Here is a 16244-nt window from a genome sequence, read left to right on the forward strand (position 1 = left end):
CCATGAGCATCCCAGCCGTTCCTGTTCCCATGGAAAGTCCTCGGGCGCCCTGGTACCGGCGCCTGCCTGTCATCTCGCACTACAACAAGAGCGTCGGGCTTCAGCGCGGCATGCTGGTGGCGGGCCTGATCCTCACCGGCGCCTTTGTCCTGACGGCCCTCTTCGCCCCGCTGCTTGCGCCCTACGGCTTCTCCCAGCTTTCCGACGCCGACGGCAACTTCCCCACGCAGCAGGCCCCGGGCGGCAAGCACCTTCTCGGCACAACCGTCGGCGGCTACGACGTCCTCTCCAGGGTGATCTGGGGAGCGCAGACGGCGATCCTGGTGATCGTCGTCGCCGTGACCATGTCCATCGTCGTCGGCGTCGTCCTGGGGCTGGTCAGTGGTTACCTGGGCGGGTGGCTGGACCGGATCCTGGTGGTGATTGCCGACGCCGTCTACGCCTTTCCGTCGCTGCTGGTAGCCATTGTGATGGCCATCGTCATCAGCGGTGGCCAGTCCAGCCTCATCGGCGGCATCTTCGCCGCCGGTACAGCCATCACGCTGGTGTTCATCCCGCAGTATTTCCGGGTCATCAGGGCGGAGACCGTGAGGTTGAAGGCTGAGCCGTTCGTGGAGTCCGCCAAAGTGGTGGGCGCCTCCAACATCCGCATCATGAGCCGCCACATCTACCACAACGCCACCCGTACCCTGCCGCTGATCTTTACCCTCAACGCGTCCGAGGCCATCCTCACGCTCGCCGGCCTGGGGTTCCTTGGTTTCGGTATCGAGCCCAGCTCGGCCGCGGAATGGGGCTTCGACCTCAACAAGGCGCTCGCCGACACCACCTCCGGAATCTGGTGGACCGGCATGTTCCCGGGCCTGGCCATCGTGCTGACCGTGGTGGGCCTGACCCTGGTGGGCGAAAGCATCAACGACCTCAACGATCCGCGCCTGCGTGGACGCAAGAGCACAAGCGGCAGTTCCCCGGCCCCGGTGGACAACGCCGCCATGGCAATCGAAGGCAGGACACTATGACGATCAACATCGATCCGTTGTCGGGGCGGCACACTGGGGACGGCCCGTCCGACGGCGGCCGCCCGGTCCTCGACATCGACCACCTCCAGGTCACGTTCGCCACCGACGGCGGTCCGGTCCATGCGGTCAAGGACGTCAGCCTGGAGGTCAGGGAGGGGGAAGTGCTCGCGATCGTGGGGGAGTCCGGATCGGGGAAAACTGTTACGGCGAAGACAATCCTGGGCCTGCTCCCGGAGACGGCGAGCAGTTCCGGTGCCGTGGTGATCAACGGGGCCGACGTCATCAGCGTCAGTGCCGCCCGCCTGCGCCAGATCCGCGGGCGGGACGTTGCCATGGTTTTCCAGGAACCGTCCACGGCTCTGAACCCGGTCTTCACCGTGGGGTGGCAGATCGCCGAGGGTATCCGTGCCCACGCAGGCGCCGGGGGCAAACGGGTTTCCGCCAAGGACGCCAAGACCAGGGCCATCGAAGCACTCCGCAAGGTGGGCATCCCCGATCCGGAACACCGCGTCGACTACTACCCGCACCAGTTCTCCGGCGGGCAAAAGCAGCGGGTGGTCATCGCCGCGGCACTGGCGCTGAATCCCGGCCTGATCGTCGCCGATGAGCCCACCACCGCGCTGGACGTCACAGTCCAGGCCGAGATCCTGGAACTGCTGCGGGACCTGCGGGACAAGTACGGCACGTCCATTGTGCTCATCACGCACAACATGGGAGTGGTGGCAGACCTCGCCGACCGCGTGGTGGTGATGTACCAGGGGGACGTCGTCGAGGAAGCGCCGGCCCGCACCCTGTTCGCAGACCCGCGGCAGGACTACACCCGGAAGCTGCTGGCCGCGGTGCCGCACCTGGGGCACAACTCCGCCTCGGAAGGACTGACCAGCCGGGCACACCAGGATGAGGAAATCCTGGTGGAAGCCGGCAACCTGACCATCGAGTACCCCGGCAGGCTGGGTACGCCCGCGTTCAAGGCCGTGGACGGGGTCAGCTTTACCCTGTCCAGGGGAGAAGTGTTCGGACTGGTGGGGGAGTCCGGCTCGGGGAAGACCACCATCGGGCGCGCGATCGCCGGCCTCAACAGGACCACCGGCGGCAGCCTTCGCGTCCTGGGCTACGAGATGCTGAACCACCGGGAACGCACCTTCAGGCCGCTCCGGAAGGACATCGGCTTCGTGTTCCAGGACCCGGCGGCCTCCTTCAACCCGCAGCTGACCATCGGGGACTGCATCGCCGAACCCATGGTCATCCACACCAGGCCAAGCCCGGCGCAGGCGCGCAAACGCGTGGGTGAGTTGCTCGAATCGGTGCAGCTGCCGGCGTCGTACGCGGGACGGTACCCGCACGAGCTTTCCGGCGGCCAGCGCCAGCGCGCGTCCCTGGCACGGGCCCTCAGCCTGAATCCGAGGCTGCTGATAGCTGATGAGCCGACGTCGGCCCTGGACGTTTCGGTGCAGGCGAAGGTCTTGGAGCTCTTCAAGGACATCCAGCAGGAGTTCGGCTTTGCCTGCCTCTTCATCAGCCACGACCTGGCGGTGGTGGACACACTGTCCTCCTGGGTGGGCGTGCTGTACAAGGGAAAGCTGGTGGAGCAGGGGATCGGCAGCCACGTGATGACAAACCCGCAGCATGATTACACGCGGCGGCTCATCGCGTCCCTGCCTGTACCGGATCCGCAGGAACAAGAGAGGCGGCGGGAAGCGCACCGGGCACTGCTCGGCAAGTGACGGGTTGAGGCGAGGACGAGGTTAAGCGCCGGTGCCGGATACCGGCACCGGCGCTTAACACCCGGCCGAATCAGGAGCCCTCCCATAGACTTGGACCATGACGCAGCACAACCTTCACGCCCCTGACTCCGATGACTTCGACCCCTCCGCCAGTTCGTTGGCCGGCCAGGTGGACAACTCGGTGATGGCTGAACTGCTGTCCATCCGCTCCAGCATCGACAACATCGACGCCACGCTGGTCTACCTCCTGGCCGAGCGCTTCAAGGCCACCCAGAAAGTGGGGTTCCTCAAAGCCACCCACCGGCTGCCCGCGGGGGACCCCGGGCGCGAGGCGGCCCAGATTGCCAGGCTCCGCAGGCTGGCCGAAGATGCCCACCTGGATCCCGCGTTTGCGGAGAAGTTCCTCAATTTCATCATCGGTGAGGTGATCCGGCATCACGAGGCGATTGCCGAGGACCATGAGGCCGCCTCCGGACAGCACCCGCAGGCATCAGCACTCGCGTGAGCGTCGGCGAATGGCACCAGGCGGGTTCCGGATCCGCCCGCCAAAACGAGGCACCGCCGCGCGAGGTAACCGCTACCGGGCTGGGCCCATGGCCGGGCGAAGATCCGGTGGAAGCGGCAAAAATCATCCGGGGTGAACTGGGCAGTCCGCACTTGCCGTTCCTGGCGGAACTGCCGGAACGGGGTGTCGGTTCAGATGCCCTGGGACGCACTGCCAGCCTCCTGGCTGAGCTTGCGGTGGACGTCCAGCCCTACGGCTGGCGGCTCGTGGACCGTCCCGGTAGGGACTTTCGCCGCGCTGCTTCCGCCCTTGCCACTGACATCAACATCCTGGCCGACGTAGCGGGGGCCGAGGAAAGGCCCGCTGCAGAGGTCAAGGTCCAGCTGGTGGGTCCGCTCAGCCTGGCGGCTGGCCTCCACCTGCATAACGGCGAGCGCGCCCTTCTCGACTTCGGCGCCCGGCGGGATCTGGCTGCCTCGCTTGCCGCCGGCGTCGGGACTTATCTTTCGCGGGTTTCCGCAGCTGTGCCGGGTGCCCGGCTCGTGGTGCAGGTGGACGAGCCTGATATCGCGGCAGTCCTGGCCGGAACCATCCCCACCTCCAGTGGCTACCGGACCTTGCGTGCGGTGTCAGCCTCGGAAGCGCGGGAGTCCTGGCGCGTTGTCCTGGACGCTTTGCGGACCGCGGGCGCCGCCGAAATCGTCATTGCGGTTCCCGAAATTGAGGCGCCCTTCGAGCAGATCCTCGCGGCCGGGGCCGACGGTATCGCTGTTCCGCTGAAGGCCCTGACTTCCAGGCAGTGGGAGCAGTTGGCCGGGGCCGCGGAAGCGGACAAGTGCCTGTGGCTTGGCGCATTGGACGTGGCGGGATCCCTGCCCAGGGTAGCTGACGGCGTGGAGGCCGTGTGGCGCCCCTGGCGGGAGCTGGGCCTGCCTGCCACGGCCCTCAGTACCGTGCGGGTTACACCCTCTGCCGGACTGGCAGGCCGTACCCCTGCCCAAGCCACGGCTGTCCTCGGACGCCTTACCCAGCTTGCCGACGGGCTGAACGAGCTGGCGCAAGGCTAGTGCCGAAGGCTACGGCCACCGTCAGCACAGGGCCGGCGGTTCAGACCCTGTTTTCCCAACGGTCCGGCTGCGCGTACCGCGGCAGGAAGCTCTGCGCGGAGCTTCCGCCGGTGTAGGGGCGCAGCCTGTAGTCGAAGCTGCCGGCGTAAACCAGCACCAGGCCCACCTGGGGCTGGATCACCTTGACCTGGATATGGTGTTTGCCGTTTCTTCCGTGGGCCGCGTCCCACCACTGTTCCGCATAGGCTTTGGCATCCAGTGCTGCCGGAAGGGGAATGCGGAGGGGGCCGAGGAAAAGCCTTGACGCCTCGGAAACGCCGCGGAGCCGCCCTTCCGGCGTCACGCTCAGGTTCAGGTCCGTCACGAGCCGCCGGTACCGGCCCACGTAGTCGACGAGTTGGGGTGTGCCACTTCGGCGGGTCAGGCTCGTGGTGTCCTGGAAAATCCGTTTCCTTTCGGGAAAACGGATTTCGCGCCGGGCGGTCAGGCTGGACCTGCCAAAGGGGTCCTGGTGGGCGTGGTTCTCAATCCGGAACGGAACATTCTCCCCGTACTCGGGAAAGAACGCTTCCTCCCCGCCGGTCAGCCGCAGCAGGGGACGCAGCCAGTCCTGCCTGCAACCGACAACGTCGAAGGTGCCTTCACCCACGCCGTACTGGCCGCTGCCTGGAACCAGGGCAAAGTATTCCTGCAGTTCGGGCTGCAGCCGGTGGAAGTCCGGTCCCAGAGCCTGCTGGTAGATCGGTGAATACATGGAGACCTCCTCGGGACACTGACAGCAATCGTGACTTCACAATCTACCTGCAGCCTTCAGCCTGATGTACATGTCAGCCAAGCGGGGCGGCAGTTCCTGCGGCTCGGCGTCAACCACCTCCACCCCGTGGTGGCGGAGCTCGGTGGTGACTGCCGCGCGTTGCAGAAGGGCGCGTTCGGCAGCGGCGGCACGGAATACACCGGCTGCGCTGTCACGTTCCTGCAGCATCAGGCCGAGCTGGGGGTCCCGGACCGCTGCAACCACCACGACATGCTGACGGGCCAGTTGCACCGCAGTGGGGATGAGGCCTTCCTCGGGGGCGCCGCCCTCCAACGAGGTCAACAAGACCACCAGGGACCGGTGCGCGGAAACAGCGCGGACCTGCCCCGGAATCGCTGACCAGTCCAGTTCGATAAGTTCGGCCTCCAATGGCGCCATTGCCTGGACCAGTTGGCCGAGGAGATTGCCCTGTCCCGCACTTCCCGCCCTGGCCCGGGTCCGCCGGTCGAAGGCCAGGAAGTCCACCCGGTCCCCGCCCCGCTCAGCGAGGACGCCCAGGAGGAGGGCTGCCTCCATGCCGGTGTCCAGGCGTGGCTCATCGTCGATCCTTGCAGCCGACGTCCGTGATGTGTCAAGGACCATAACCACTCGCCGGTCGCGTTCCGGACGCCAGGTCCGTACCACCACCGAAGACCGGCGCGCCGTGGCCCGCCAGTCGATGGACCGGACGTCGTCGCCCCTGACGTAATCGCGCAGGGAATCGAACTCCCTGCCGGCACCTCGGATCTGGACGGCGGCTTTGCCGTCGAGCTCGCGCAGTTTCCGGAGTTTGGACGGCAGGTGCCGTCGCGAATGAAACGGGGGCAGGACCCGCAGTAATCCGGGGCAGTCAAGGGTCCGCTGGCGGGCAGCCAGCAGCAACGGGCCGAAGGAGCGGATGGTGACGTGCGGGGCCTTAAGGTCCCCGCGTCTGGCGGGCTGCAGCCGCACGGTGGTCCGCCGGCCTTCCCCACCCGGAACGTTGATGTCCTGGACCGGATTGTGTGCCCCGGCGGAGGGCTGCCAGGCATCCCGCAGGGTCCCGCGCACGCGGCGCCGTCCATCATTCCGGACAGTGACTACAGACTGTGCGGTCCCGTGCAGCGTGACATTGCCGGGTTCCCGGCGCGCAACGTGGACCTGGCGGAGCGAGCCGGCCAGGGCCAGGTCCACGGCTGCCAGGGTAAGCAGGCAGCCGGCCACGAGGAGGACCGTTCCCCAGCCGGGCAGCAGCAGGACCGGCACCAGGCCCAGCAGCACCAGCAGCACAAACCGCCCGGAAATGGCCATCAGCGCGGTACGGGTACGGACGCGAGGATGCTGGCCAGGACGTCGTCCACCCGGACCCCGTCCATCTGCGCTTCAGGCTGCAGGGCCACCCGGTGCCGAAGGCAGGGCAGTGCCAGCGCCTTGACATCATCCGGGGTGACGAAGCCCCGCCCCGACAACCACGCCCAGGACCTGGACGTGTTCAAAAGCGCCGTTGCACCGCGCGGTGACACTCCCAGCTGGAACGACGGCGCCGAACGGGTGGCCCTTGCAAGGTCCACGATGTAGCCGATGATTTCCTGCTCCACTGCAACGGTGGACACCGCATGCCGCGCCCGCTCCAGGTCCGCCGCCCCTGCCACCGCGCGGACACCGGCAGCGGCAAGGTCCCGCGGATCGAAACCCGCGGCGTGCCTCCGGATCACTTCCATCTCCTCCCGGCGCTCCGGCAGCGGCATGGTGAGCTTCAGCAAAAACCGGTCCAGCTGGGCCTCGGGGAGGGGATAGGTGCCCTCGTACTCCACCGGGTTCTGGGTGGCGGCAACCAGGAACGGCGAGGGCAGAGGGCTGGAAACACCGTCCACCGAGACCTGGCGCTCCTCCATGGCCTCGAGCAGCGACGCCTGGGTCTTGGGCGGGGTCCGGTTGATCTCGTCCGCCAGCAGGAGGTTCGTGAAGACCGGACCCTCGCGGAACGAGAACTCCGACGTGTGGGAGTCGTAGACCAGGGACCCGGTGACGTCTCCGGGCATCAGGTCCGGGGTGAACTGCACCCGTTTGGTGTCAAGGCTGAGCGCCGCGGACAACGCCCGCACCAGCAGGGTCTTGGCCACGCCCGGTACCCCCTCCAGCAGCACGTGCCCTTGTGAAAGCAGGGCAATCAGCATGCCGGTGACGGTGGCATCCTGCCCCACCACGGCCTTCGCCACCTCATGCCGCACGTCCAGTAGGGCCTGCCGGGCCGCATCATGGGTGTTATCAAGGACCCGGGGGCCGCTGCCTTGTTCGCTCATCGGCTGTTGACCTCTTTCTCTAGGGTGTCCAGTTCCTGCGACCAGGCCACAAGCCGTGACTCGCTGCGGGGACGTTCGTCAAGGAGTTCTTTGATGTCGTTGGCTTGCCGGTCCAGGAACCGTGCCGTGGCTTCCGCCGTCTCGTCCGCGGTGGCCCCTGGCCCCAGCCGCAGCTTCCGGGAGAGCCTTACCAGCGTCCCGGCCCGCAGGTTGTCCCGTGCCTGATCGATGGCGTGTGAATCGTGATAGAGCCGTGCCCGTCCCTCGGCCGTCTCCACGGCCTTCACCACTACGGGCAGCGGTTCAAACACCAGCGGCCCATGCCGCCGGCCCCGCCACAGGATCGCCGCCAGGGCAACCAGGGTGAGCCACAGGCCCAGGAACCGTGCCCAGCCAGGCGCCAGTTCATCGAGGGTTTGCGGGGAACCGGAAGTATCCAGGTCCGCCACGGACGGTAGGTACCAGACCAGGTCCGGCGAGCTGCCCAGGGTCCGGATGGCGAGGGCGGCGTTGCCCAGTTCGTCGAGCCGATCGTTACTGAGGATGGCTGTACTGCCCAGGACCGAAACGTGCCCGTCGCCGCTGACGGCAAGCAGCCCGGCGGTGGAACCCGTCGGCCCGTAACAGGACGTCCCGCCGTCGTAAATGAAGCCCGAACCTCCGGACACCGCGCCGGCAGCTTCCGCATCCGGGAGCGAACAGCCGGGCTCCAGAACTGATAATGCCTCGGGCACAACGCCGGCCTGGCTGATCCCGCTGTCGAGCCCGGCAAGTGTTTGCAGGCGGGGTGATACAACCACCACGCGCTCCGCCGCGCCGGCCAACGCGCGCAGCCGCGCGTCATCGAGGAACCCGTCAGGGTCGTGCAACAGGAGCGTGGGGGAGTCACCGTCTGCCAGGGCGGCCATCGCGTCCTCATACCTGCCGGAGTCCCGGACACTCACGCCATGGCGGCCCAGGATTTGGCTGACGGCCCGTGCCCCGTCGGGTCCGGGGTTGTGGACGGACAGGGACACGCCGTCTCCCTTCGGGGCCAGTTGTCCCCAAATGACCAGTCCCAACGCCGCGGCCACCAGGGCTGCCGCCGCAGCGGCAGCCCGGTGCCGGCGGAGCCACCGGAGTGGATTCCTGCGGGCAACCCGCGAGCCGGGGAGGCGGCCTTGCGTGTGTGTGTCTTCGGAAACCGTCCCTGTCATGGCGTGGCCGTCGGGTCCTTCGGGGCGAAGGCGTGCCGCCCGCTGTAACTTCCGGCCGGCCTGCCGGCCTCGAGATCCTGGTCGAGGCCGGTGATGGCCTGGTAGTCAACGCTGCCGGCAGTCCAGTTTCCGTAGCGTACTGCGTCGAAGGTCCTGGCTGCCTGGTCCAGGCGCGCCGCCTCAGCAGGGAACGGGCCGGACAGGGCGAGGACCACTTCATCAGCGGTCCGGCCCGGCTGCGGATCGAGGACAGTGCGGTCTTCTGCGGAACGGACCACTGCGCGGAAACGGTCGACGACGGCGTCCCCCCACTTGCCTGCCGCTGCGGCAGCTTCAGCCCGCTTCCGATAGTCCGCAGCTGTCAGTTCGCTGTCCGGCTCGAAGACTTCATTGTTCTGCCGGGCCTTCGGATTCAGGCGGGGCCGGGCCAGGATCACGGCGATAGCGATGATCACCGCGATGACGATTCCGATTACCGGTCCCGGTACCGGGCCCGTTTCGCCGGAGGGCCCGTCCAGGGACAGCAACCAGTCCAGGAAACTGCGCCACAACGAATCAAGCCACCCTGGTTGAGCTTCCCGGTACTCGGATTTGGCGAGCTCCTCAGCTGCCCACCTCCGGGCTTCCTCAGCCCCCGGCTGCACCGGAGGTTCAGTGGCCATTCGGCCAGACTCCGCCGGGGCCGGGGCCGGTCCCGGGGCCGATGCCGGAAGACGGTCCCGACCCGGTTGCCGTCATCCCGCGCCCCGGAATACCGTCAGGATCTGCGCCCGTTTCCAGCAGCCGGAGCAGGCTGATGTCCAGCCCGTCCTTCCGCATCCGGAGATCCATGTAGATCAGTGCCATCACGGACGTTTGGAAGGCGTACCCGACAGCGCCGACCAGAGCGCCAAGGACGGCAGTGGCCACCCCCACCGCAACGGCGATGGTGATCCCCTGTTCAGTGCCGCCGTGCGGAGAGATGACACCACCAAGGAGGGTGGGGAGCAGGCTCACAGGAATCATGACCACCTGCCCGATGACGCCCACCAGGATGCTTACAACCAGGGTGATGCCGAAAATCCGCCACCAGTTGGCCCGGGTGAGGGTCCAGGAACGGCGCAGGCCGTCCAGCGCGCCCAGCTCTTCGATGACGATGGCGGCAGGGGCCACCAAAAGTTTGATGTAGATCCATACGAACAAGGCGATACAGGCCGGCACCAGGGGAATGAGCAGGAGGGCTCCCGTGCCTTCCATGGTGGAGACCAGCGCCACGGCGATCCCGGCCAATACCAGGAATGAGAGCGAACCCGCAGCTAACATCAGCGCTGCCAGGCGGATCAGAGCCCAGGCGCGCGAACGGGCCAGGCCCCACATCTGCCTGAAACCCGTGGTGCGGTTGAGGATGGACCGGGACACAGGAACCACCATGGCGCCCTGGAGCACGGTCGAGATGAAGAGCGTCAGCACAACCACCACCAGGGTGGCGGCCACAAACCCCAGGCCGAGTGAGGCCAGGTCCGCGGGACTGGCGTTCTCCGCCCACGCTTCAAAGGAGACCAGCGATGTGGCAGTCACAGCAGTGATCACTGCTGCGAGAATTGCGGCGAGTGATTGGGCGAGGACGGCGGCGCCCAACATGGCTTTTGCGTTCCGCCGGATCGTCTGGAACGAGCCGTCCAGGATCTCACCGAACATCAGGGGGCGCAGCGGGACGATGCCCGGTTTGGGCGGGGCCATGTAGCGGGGCTGGTTGTAAGGTGCCTGCCCGTAGGGGTGCTGGTTGGCGGGCGGGTGGCCGTAGGAGGGTTGGCCGTAAGCCGGACCCGGGTAAGGGGGTTGAGGCGTGCCCTGCTGCTGCCCTTGCCATGGTCCCCAGACTGCCGCCCCGCCCCATGCGGGCTGTTGTCCCCCCGCCGGCGGCGCACCCCACGTTGGCGGCTGACCCCACCCTGACTGGCCGTTGGGGGGCGCAGGCTCAACGTTCGGGCCGAAGCCCGGCTGGACGTCGTCGTGAGCCGCGCCCTGGGTAGGACCCTGAGTGCCCGGGCCGACATCGGAACCCAGGCCCGGTCCGCTGCCGGGAACCGGGCGCGTGCTGCGCGCACTGCCGTCTTCGGCCGGCCGGTCCCCGTCCGGGGGCTGCTGCGCGCCAGGATCCTGTTGTGACACCCGTGTTCCTTCCCCCTGTACCTGTACCTCGGCTGCCGGCACCCGGGCCGCAGAGAACGGTGGGCGCCAGGGCACGCCCGGCATGGTCCCAGCCTATAGTTCGGCAAGCGGGCCACCTAGCGTTCCGCCATGCCGCAACGCCCTGAACAGGACAAAGCCTGCCTGATAAGGGAATATATAACTATGAAGGCACGCATTCTGGTGGTAGACGATGACGAAGCACTGGCCGAAATGATCGGGATTGTTCTTCGCAATGACGGTTTCGAGCCGGTCTTCTGCGCAGACGGCGCCAAGGCGCTTGACATTTTCCGCTCATCCCGGCCGGACCTGGTCCTGTTGGACCTGATGCTTCCCGGCGTGGACGGCATCGAGGTCTGCCGGCAGATCCGCGCGGAATCGGACGTGCCCATTGTGATGCTCACCGCCAAGGCGGACACCTCCGACGTCGTCCGTGGCCTGGAATCCGGTGCCGACGATTACGTGCCCAAGCCATTCAAGCCGGCCGAACTCGTGGCGCGCGTCCGGGCCCGGCTTCGGCCCGGTGACCAGAAAGCTCCGGAAACCTTACGGATTGCCGATATCACCATCGACGTCGCCGGGCACACCGTGAGCCGGGGCAGCGAGAGGATCTCCCTGACGCCCCTGGAGTTCGACCTCCTGGTGGCCCTCGCCCGCAAACCATGGCAGGTATTCACCCGCGAACTGCTGCTCGAGCAGGTCTGGGGCTACCGCCACGCCGCCGACACCCGGCTGGTCAATGTCCATGTCCAGCGCCTCCGGTCAAAAATCGAGCAGGATCCGGAAGCCCCGGAAGTTGTATTAACGGTGCGTGGTGTCGGCTACAAAGCAGGGGCCTGACCCCGCAGTTCCCCAGGGGGAACCTGCCAACGCGTCCGCTGCGGGCCGTTCCGGGAAGGAACCCCACGGCGGGCCTGACGGGCCTGAGCCCCGCAGGTCCCCCGAGCACACCGACGCCGTCACGGCAGGGCTCCAAAAGCTGTCCTTCCGTGCGCGGATCTGGCAGCGCCGCGCCCTGATCGTCAGCCTCCGGGTTGCCCGGCTGGTCCGGACAGGGTTCCGACGGTTCCTTCCGGCGCTTCGCTACATAGGGCGTGCCCTGCACCAGCGGTGGCGCCGCTCGCTGCAGTTCCGCACCGTCCTGACCACGCTGCTGCTTGCGATCACTTCGTTTGCGGTGGTGGGTGCGTACCTGTCCAACCAGATCGCCAACAACCTTTTCCAGGAGCGGCTGACGCAGGCTGAGTCGGAGACCCGCTACAACGTCAAGCAGGTCCAGGACACGTTCGACGGCGCCCAGGTCACCGATCAGTCCAGTGTCATCACCCTGGTGTATGACACCCTCAACGCCGTGGAGGGCCGTGGTTCGGTGATCCAGCGGAGGTATGTCTTCGAGGCCATGCCCGAACAGACCAAGCCCCGCAACCGGTGGGTTGAGTCGCGTGCTTCGGACCAGTTGACCGTCAGTGTCATTCCGCCGGAACTGCGCAAGTCAGTGCAGGAGTCCGGGAAGGACCAGTACTGGGCTTCCACCGTGATCCCGGTCGGCACCGAGGACCGGCCGGGCATAGCTGTGGGCAACAAGGTGACCTTTAATGGCACGGTCTACGAGCTGTACCTGATCTACGATCTCAACACCGCCCAGCAGACCCTCGATGAGATCCAGAGCGTGCTGTGGGCAGGCGGCGCAGTGCTGGTCCTGATGATCGGCGCCATCGCCTGGTATGTCACCCGCAACGTGGTCAGCCCCGTCAGCCATGCCGCGATGGTGTCCGAAAAACTCGCGGCCGGCCAGTTGCAGGAGCGGATGGTGGTCCGCGGCGAGGACGAGGTTGCCCGCCTGGGCGCCTCCTTTAACCACATGGCCGCCAGCCTCCAGGAGCAGATCACCCAATTGGCCACACTGTCCCAAATGCAGCAGCGCTTTGTGTCCGATGTGTCCCATGAACTGCGGACGCCGCTGACCACCGTCCGGATGGCCGCGGAAGTGCTCTACGACGCCCGGGAAGACTTCGACCCCATTAACAAGCGTTCCGCGGAACTCCTGTACAACCAGGTGGAGCGGTTCCAGTCCCTCCTCTCGGACCTGCTGGAAATTTCCCGCTTCGACGCCGGCGTGGCCATGCTCGACGCCGAGCCGGAGGACATCCTGCAGGTGGTGGCCCACGTCATCGAAGGCGCGGCGCCCGTCGCAGCCGAATACGGTTCCGAAATTATCCTCAGCGCCCCCGCCGGAGCCGTCATTGCCGAAATGGACGCGCGCAGGATCGACAGGATCCTGCGCAACCTCATCCTGAACGCCGTGGAGCACGGCGAAGGCAGACCGGTGAGGGTCACCGTGGCGGCCAGCCAGACCGCCGTCGGAATAGCCGTCCGGGACTATGGCATCGGCATGGCCGCGGCCGAGGCCGCCCGGGTCTTTGACAGGTTCTGGCGTGCAGACCCTGCCCGTGCCCGCACCACCGGAGGCAGCGGCCTTGGACTGTCAATCGCGATGGAGGACACCAAACTCCACAACGGCTGGCTGCAGGCATGGGGGAAGAAGGGCAACGGCGCCAACTTCCGGCTGACACTGCCCCTTCGGCAGGGCGAAGAGATCGACAAGTCGCCGGTGCAGCTGGAACCGGAGGACATCACCATCCCCGGCGACATGGACAACAGGAACATGCTGGTGCTCGACGCCGGTGCAGCGCCGCCCGCTCCGGCCTCGACGTCAAAGGAGACCACATGACGGGCCACGCCCCGCACCGGGCAAGGCCCGTGGCTTTACTTTTGGTCCTGCTGGCGGTCCTCCTGGCAGGCTGCGCCCGCATACCCACTTCCGGTCCGGTGGGCAAAAGCAACGAGGGAAGCGCGGGCAACCTCAGCGCGCCGGTGTTCCTGCCGGCGGCGCCGCAGGCCGGCGCTTCGCCCGAAACCATAATTGACTACTTCTACCGGGCCGGCAGCGGCTACGAGGACGACTACGCCGTCGCACGGCAGTACCTGACCCAGGCGTCATCCGTTTCCTGGAAGCCGGACCAGCGTGCTCTCGTCTACCGGGAAGCGAGGGTGGTGGCAGCGGAGGGCGAGAACGTCTACAACTACGAGCTCGACGTCGCCTACACGGTCGATGCTGACGGCATAGCAACCCAATCACCGGAAGGAACCGTGGAGAAAATCCCGGTGACAGTCACGCAGGTGGACGGCGAATGGCGCATCTCCGCCCTTCCGGACGGCACAGCCATTGCTGAAGAAACGTTCAAGGTGATCTACGGCGCCTACCCCATCTACTTCTATGACCCCAGCTTCACGTACGCGGTGCCCGACGTCCGCTGGTTCATCAAGAACAAAACCGTCAAGGCAATGACCAGTGCGCTGCTGGCCGGGCCGGCACCGTACCTGCGTGGTGCCGTGGTGAGTGCCTTTCCTTCCGGGATAAAGCTGGCCCGTGAGTCGGTGCCGGTTGTGTCAGGGGCAGCGCAGGTGGACCTGACGGCCAAGGAACTCACCGAAACCTCGCCCGAGGACCGCCTGCGGATGCAGATGCAGCTGACCCTGACCTTCCGCAGCCAGCCTGACGTGGTCAACGTAGAACTGCGTGCCAACCAGGACCTGGTCCGGGTTGAGGACAACGGCTCGGTCCTGCCGCCGGTGCTGGACAAGAGCGTGCCCTCACGCCAGATTGCGGTCAGCGGCAACGAACTGGTGCGCTATGAAAACAACAGGGTCTCACCGCTGCCGGACATGCAGCCGGTGTCTTCCCTCAACCCGCGGTTCCCCGCAGAATCCCCGGTATCGCAAACCGCAGCCTTCCTCAACGACAGCCGGACCACCCTGTACAGCATCAATCCCGGCCAGCCGGCACGGGCACTGACCACTCGGACCACCCTGACGCGGCCGTCCTTCGGCCTGAATGAGTGGGTGTGGTCTGCGGGGCCGGGAGGCGAGGGGGCAACTGAAGTTGTTGCCTTCCGTCCCACCGGCGTGGCCGAGGGAGCCACCGTACCGTCCGTGACCATGGCGCCTGCGTGGCTGGCGGGACGAACCGTCAAGGACTTCCGGATCTCGCGCGATGGGGTTCGTGCGCTGGTGATTTCCGAACAGAACGGGAAGACGCGCGTGCAGGTGACCGGCATTATCAGGGGCGGTGACGGAACACCTCGCGAGCTGACACCGCCCGTCACCCTGGCCACGGACAGCGAACCGGACCAGGGCGTGTGGGTCAGCGATACCACCGTCGCCGTGATGAAGGGGGCTCCAGCATCCAACGTCACCCCGGAGCTGCTCTCCCTCACGTCCGGACAGCCCCAACAGCTTGCCCCGTGGCCCGGCCTGGTGTCGCTCAGCGCCGGCAACGGCGCCGAGGAAATCTACGCGCAGTCCACGGAGGGCGTCTTCCAGCGGTTGGGCAACGGCTGGTCCCCGCAGATCAAGGGTCCCATTGACCCCGCGTTCCCTGGCTGATGCCCTAAACTCGGCGCGCGGTCCGCTGGCGTTGTCCACATAGGCGGACCGCGGCTGTCCTCGTGGGTTATTGACGGCCGAAGCTTGTCCGGTGAGGAGAACATCCAATATCGGGGCCGGAGCCGGGAGGCGGGCGCGGCTGGACCCGGACCTTGTGCCCGTGGCTGACCGGTCCGCCACACACCGGTCCGAGTACCGGAGGACCCTTTTGCGCCTGACGGATCAGGCAGCCGGCGCCGTGGTTGATCTCCTGGCGCTTGCCGTTCCCGTGGACTGCGTATGCTGCGGAGCTGAAGACCGGGCCATCTGCATCCAGTGCGCCCGCCACATCCGCCGCCTGACGCGGGAGCCCTTCCGGGCCGAAAGCGGAGCGCCTGCCCTGATGGACGTCGGCGGCACCGTGCTGCTGCCCGTCGTGGCTGCCGGTGTCTACCGTGAGGAGCTCGCCCAGGCCCTCCTGTCCTTCAAACGGCACGGCCAGTATCAGCTCAGGAGCAGCCTGGGCGGAGCGCTCGCCGTCGCTGTCCGTTCGGCCTGCCCCGGGACGGAGGTGAGCTGCCTGGTTCCCGTGCCGAGCAGCAACGCGGCCTTCCTGAAACGCGGCTTCAGCCCGGTCCACCTGCTCCTGCGCGAAGTGTCACGGCAATTGCCGGGTCTCGCCGTGCAGGACGTGCTGGAAAAGACCGAAGCCGGCGGCCTGCAGTTGCCCGGAGGCCAAAAGGGTCTGGACCGCGGCGGGCGCGCCAAGCGCGTCCGGGGCTCCATGCGGGTCCGCCGGCGAGGGCAGTCTTTGACCGCCGGAAAGCGCTGCATCATCATCGACGACGTCCTCACCACCGGCGCGACACTGGCGGAAGCAGCCCGCGCGCTGAACTTCGCAGGCGCCATCGTGACCGGTGCCGTTGTCCTGGCTGCGACACGCCCGCCCGACTCTTCGGGCCCCGGAGCCGGATCCGCTGAAGCCCGGGGGAGGGGGCATGACTTAGAAAAAAATAAACCAAGAAAGGATGAATAACATGTGGCTATGAACTAACGTCGGTGGTGGG

14 protein-coding genes are annotated in these 16244 nt (G+C 66.9%); 8 read left to right on the forward strand and 6 right to left on the reverse strand.

Annotation, left to right across the window (positions count from 1 at the left end; all coding sequences use genetic code 11):
• The first annotated feature begins 2 nt into the window (after positions 1-2).
• The 4 genes from ACFVYC_RS01740 (at position 3) to ACFVYC_RS01755 (ending at position 4312) form a co-directional block, all read left to right on the forward strand.
• Positions 3-1016, forward strand: a complete 1014-nt coding sequence (locus ACFVYC_RS01740) for an ABC transporter permease (RefSeq protein WP_387545892.1) — start codon at positions 3-5, stop codon at positions 1014-1016.
• Complete coding sequence (locus tag ACFVYC_RS01745) at positions 1013-2740, forward strand: ABC transporter ATP-binding protein (RefSeq protein ID WP_387545895.1); 1728 nt, start codon at positions 1013-1015, stop codon at positions 2738-2740. The genes ACFVYC_RS01740 and ACFVYC_RS01745 overlap by 4 nt, the downstream gene beginning before the upstream one ends.
• Positions 2741-2837: 97 nt before the next feature.
• A complete protein-coding gene (locus ACFVYC_RS01750) occupies positions 2838-3245 on the forward strand; it encodes a chorismate mutase (RefSeq protein WP_387545897.1) in 408 nt (135 codons plus the stop codon).
• Complete coding sequence (locus ACFVYC_RS01755; protein ID WP_387545899.1) at positions 3242-4312, forward strand: hypothetical protein; 1071 nt, start codon at positions 3242-3244, stop codon at positions 4310-4312. Before ACFVYC_RS01750 ends, ACFVYC_RS01755 begins: the two co-directional genes overlap by 4 nt.
• A 40-nt stretch (positions 4313-4352) precedes the next feature.
• Here ACFVYC_RS01755 and ACFVYC_RS01760 read toward each other — a convergent pair whose 3' ends face one another.
• Genes ACFVYC_RS01760 through ACFVYC_RS01785 form a run of 6 tightly spaced genes read right to left on the reverse strand, consistent with a single transcriptional unit; the run spans position 4353 to position 10734 of the window.
• The gene (locus tag ACFVYC_RS01760; protein WP_387545900.1) at positions 4353-5066 is read right to left on the reverse strand and encodes a DUF4166 domain-containing protein; all 714 of its coding nucleotides are present in this window, start codon (positions 5064-5066) and stop codon (positions 4353-4355) included.
• Between the two features lie 36 nt (positions 5067-5102).
• Entirely contained in the window at positions 5103-6395 is a 1293-nt protein-coding gene (locus ACFVYC_RS01765; protein ID WP_387545902.1) for a DUF58 domain-containing protein, read from the reverse strand.
• The gene (locus ACFVYC_RS01770) at positions 6395-7387 is read right to left on the reverse strand and encodes an AAA family ATPase (RefSeq protein ID WP_387545904.1); all 993 of its coding nucleotides are present in this window, start codon (positions 7385-7387) and stop codon (positions 6395-6397) included. Before ACFVYC_RS01770 ends, ACFVYC_RS01765 begins: the two co-directional genes overlap by 1 nt.
• On the reverse strand, positions 7384-8583 hold the full coding sequence (locus ACFVYC_RS01775; protein ID WP_387545907.1) for a DUF4350 domain-containing protein: 1200 nt from the start codon (positions 8581-8583) through the stop codon (positions 7384-7386). The genes ACFVYC_RS01770 and ACFVYC_RS01775 overlap by 4 nt, the downstream gene beginning before the upstream one ends.
• Positions 8580-9245, reverse strand: coding sequence for a DUF4129 domain-containing protein (locus ACFVYC_RS01780; protein ID WP_387545910.1), 666 nt, complete (start codon positions 9243-9245; stop codon positions 8580-8582). The genes ACFVYC_RS01775 and ACFVYC_RS01780 overlap by 4 nt, the downstream gene beginning before the upstream one ends.
• The gene (locus ACFVYC_RS01785) at positions 9235-10734 is read right to left on the reverse strand and encodes a hypothetical protein (protein WP_387545912.1); all 1500 of its coding nucleotides are present in this window, start codon (positions 10732-10734) and stop codon (positions 9235-9237) included. Before ACFVYC_RS01785 ends, ACFVYC_RS01780 begins: the two co-directional genes overlap by 11 nt.
• A 183-nt stretch (positions 10735-10917) precedes the next feature.
• Here ACFVYC_RS01785 and mtrA point away from each other — a divergent pair, with 183 nt between their 5' ends.
• The 4 genes from mtrA (at position 10918) to ACFVYC_RS01805 (ending at position 16213) form a co-directional block, all read left to right on the forward strand.
• Entirely contained in the window at positions 10918-11592 is a 675-nt protein-coding gene (gene mtrA, locus ACFVYC_RS01790; protein WP_387545914.1) for an MtrAB system response regulator MtrA, read from the forward strand.
• Positions 11567-13483, forward strand: a complete 1917-nt coding sequence (gene mtrB, locus ACFVYC_RS01795) for an MtrAB system histidine kinase MtrB (RefSeq protein ID WP_387547084.1) — start codon at positions 11567-11569, stop codon at positions 13481-13483. Before mtrA ends, mtrB begins: the two co-directional genes overlap by 26 nt.
• Complete coding sequence (locus ACFVYC_RS01800) at positions 13480-15198, forward strand: LpqB family beta-propeller domain-containing protein (RefSeq protein WP_387545915.1); 1719 nt, start codon at positions 13480-13482, stop codon at positions 15196-15198. The genes mtrB and ACFVYC_RS01800 overlap by 4 nt, the downstream gene beginning before the upstream one ends.
• Before the next feature lie 91 nt (positions 15199-15289).
• Positions 15290-16213 carry a ComF family protein gene (locus tag ACFVYC_RS01805; protein ID WP_387545918.1) on the forward strand — a complete coding sequence of 308 codons (924 nt, stop codon included), beginning with the start codon at positions 15290-15292 and terminating at the stop codon, positions 16211-16213.
• The last annotated feature ends 31 nt before the right edge of the window (positions 16214-16244 follow it).

Source organism: Pseudarthrobacter sp. NPDC058329, from assembly GCF_042879835.1.
Classification (GTDB): Bacteria; Actinomycetota; Actinomycetes; order Actinomycetales; family Micrococcaceae; genus Arthrobacter.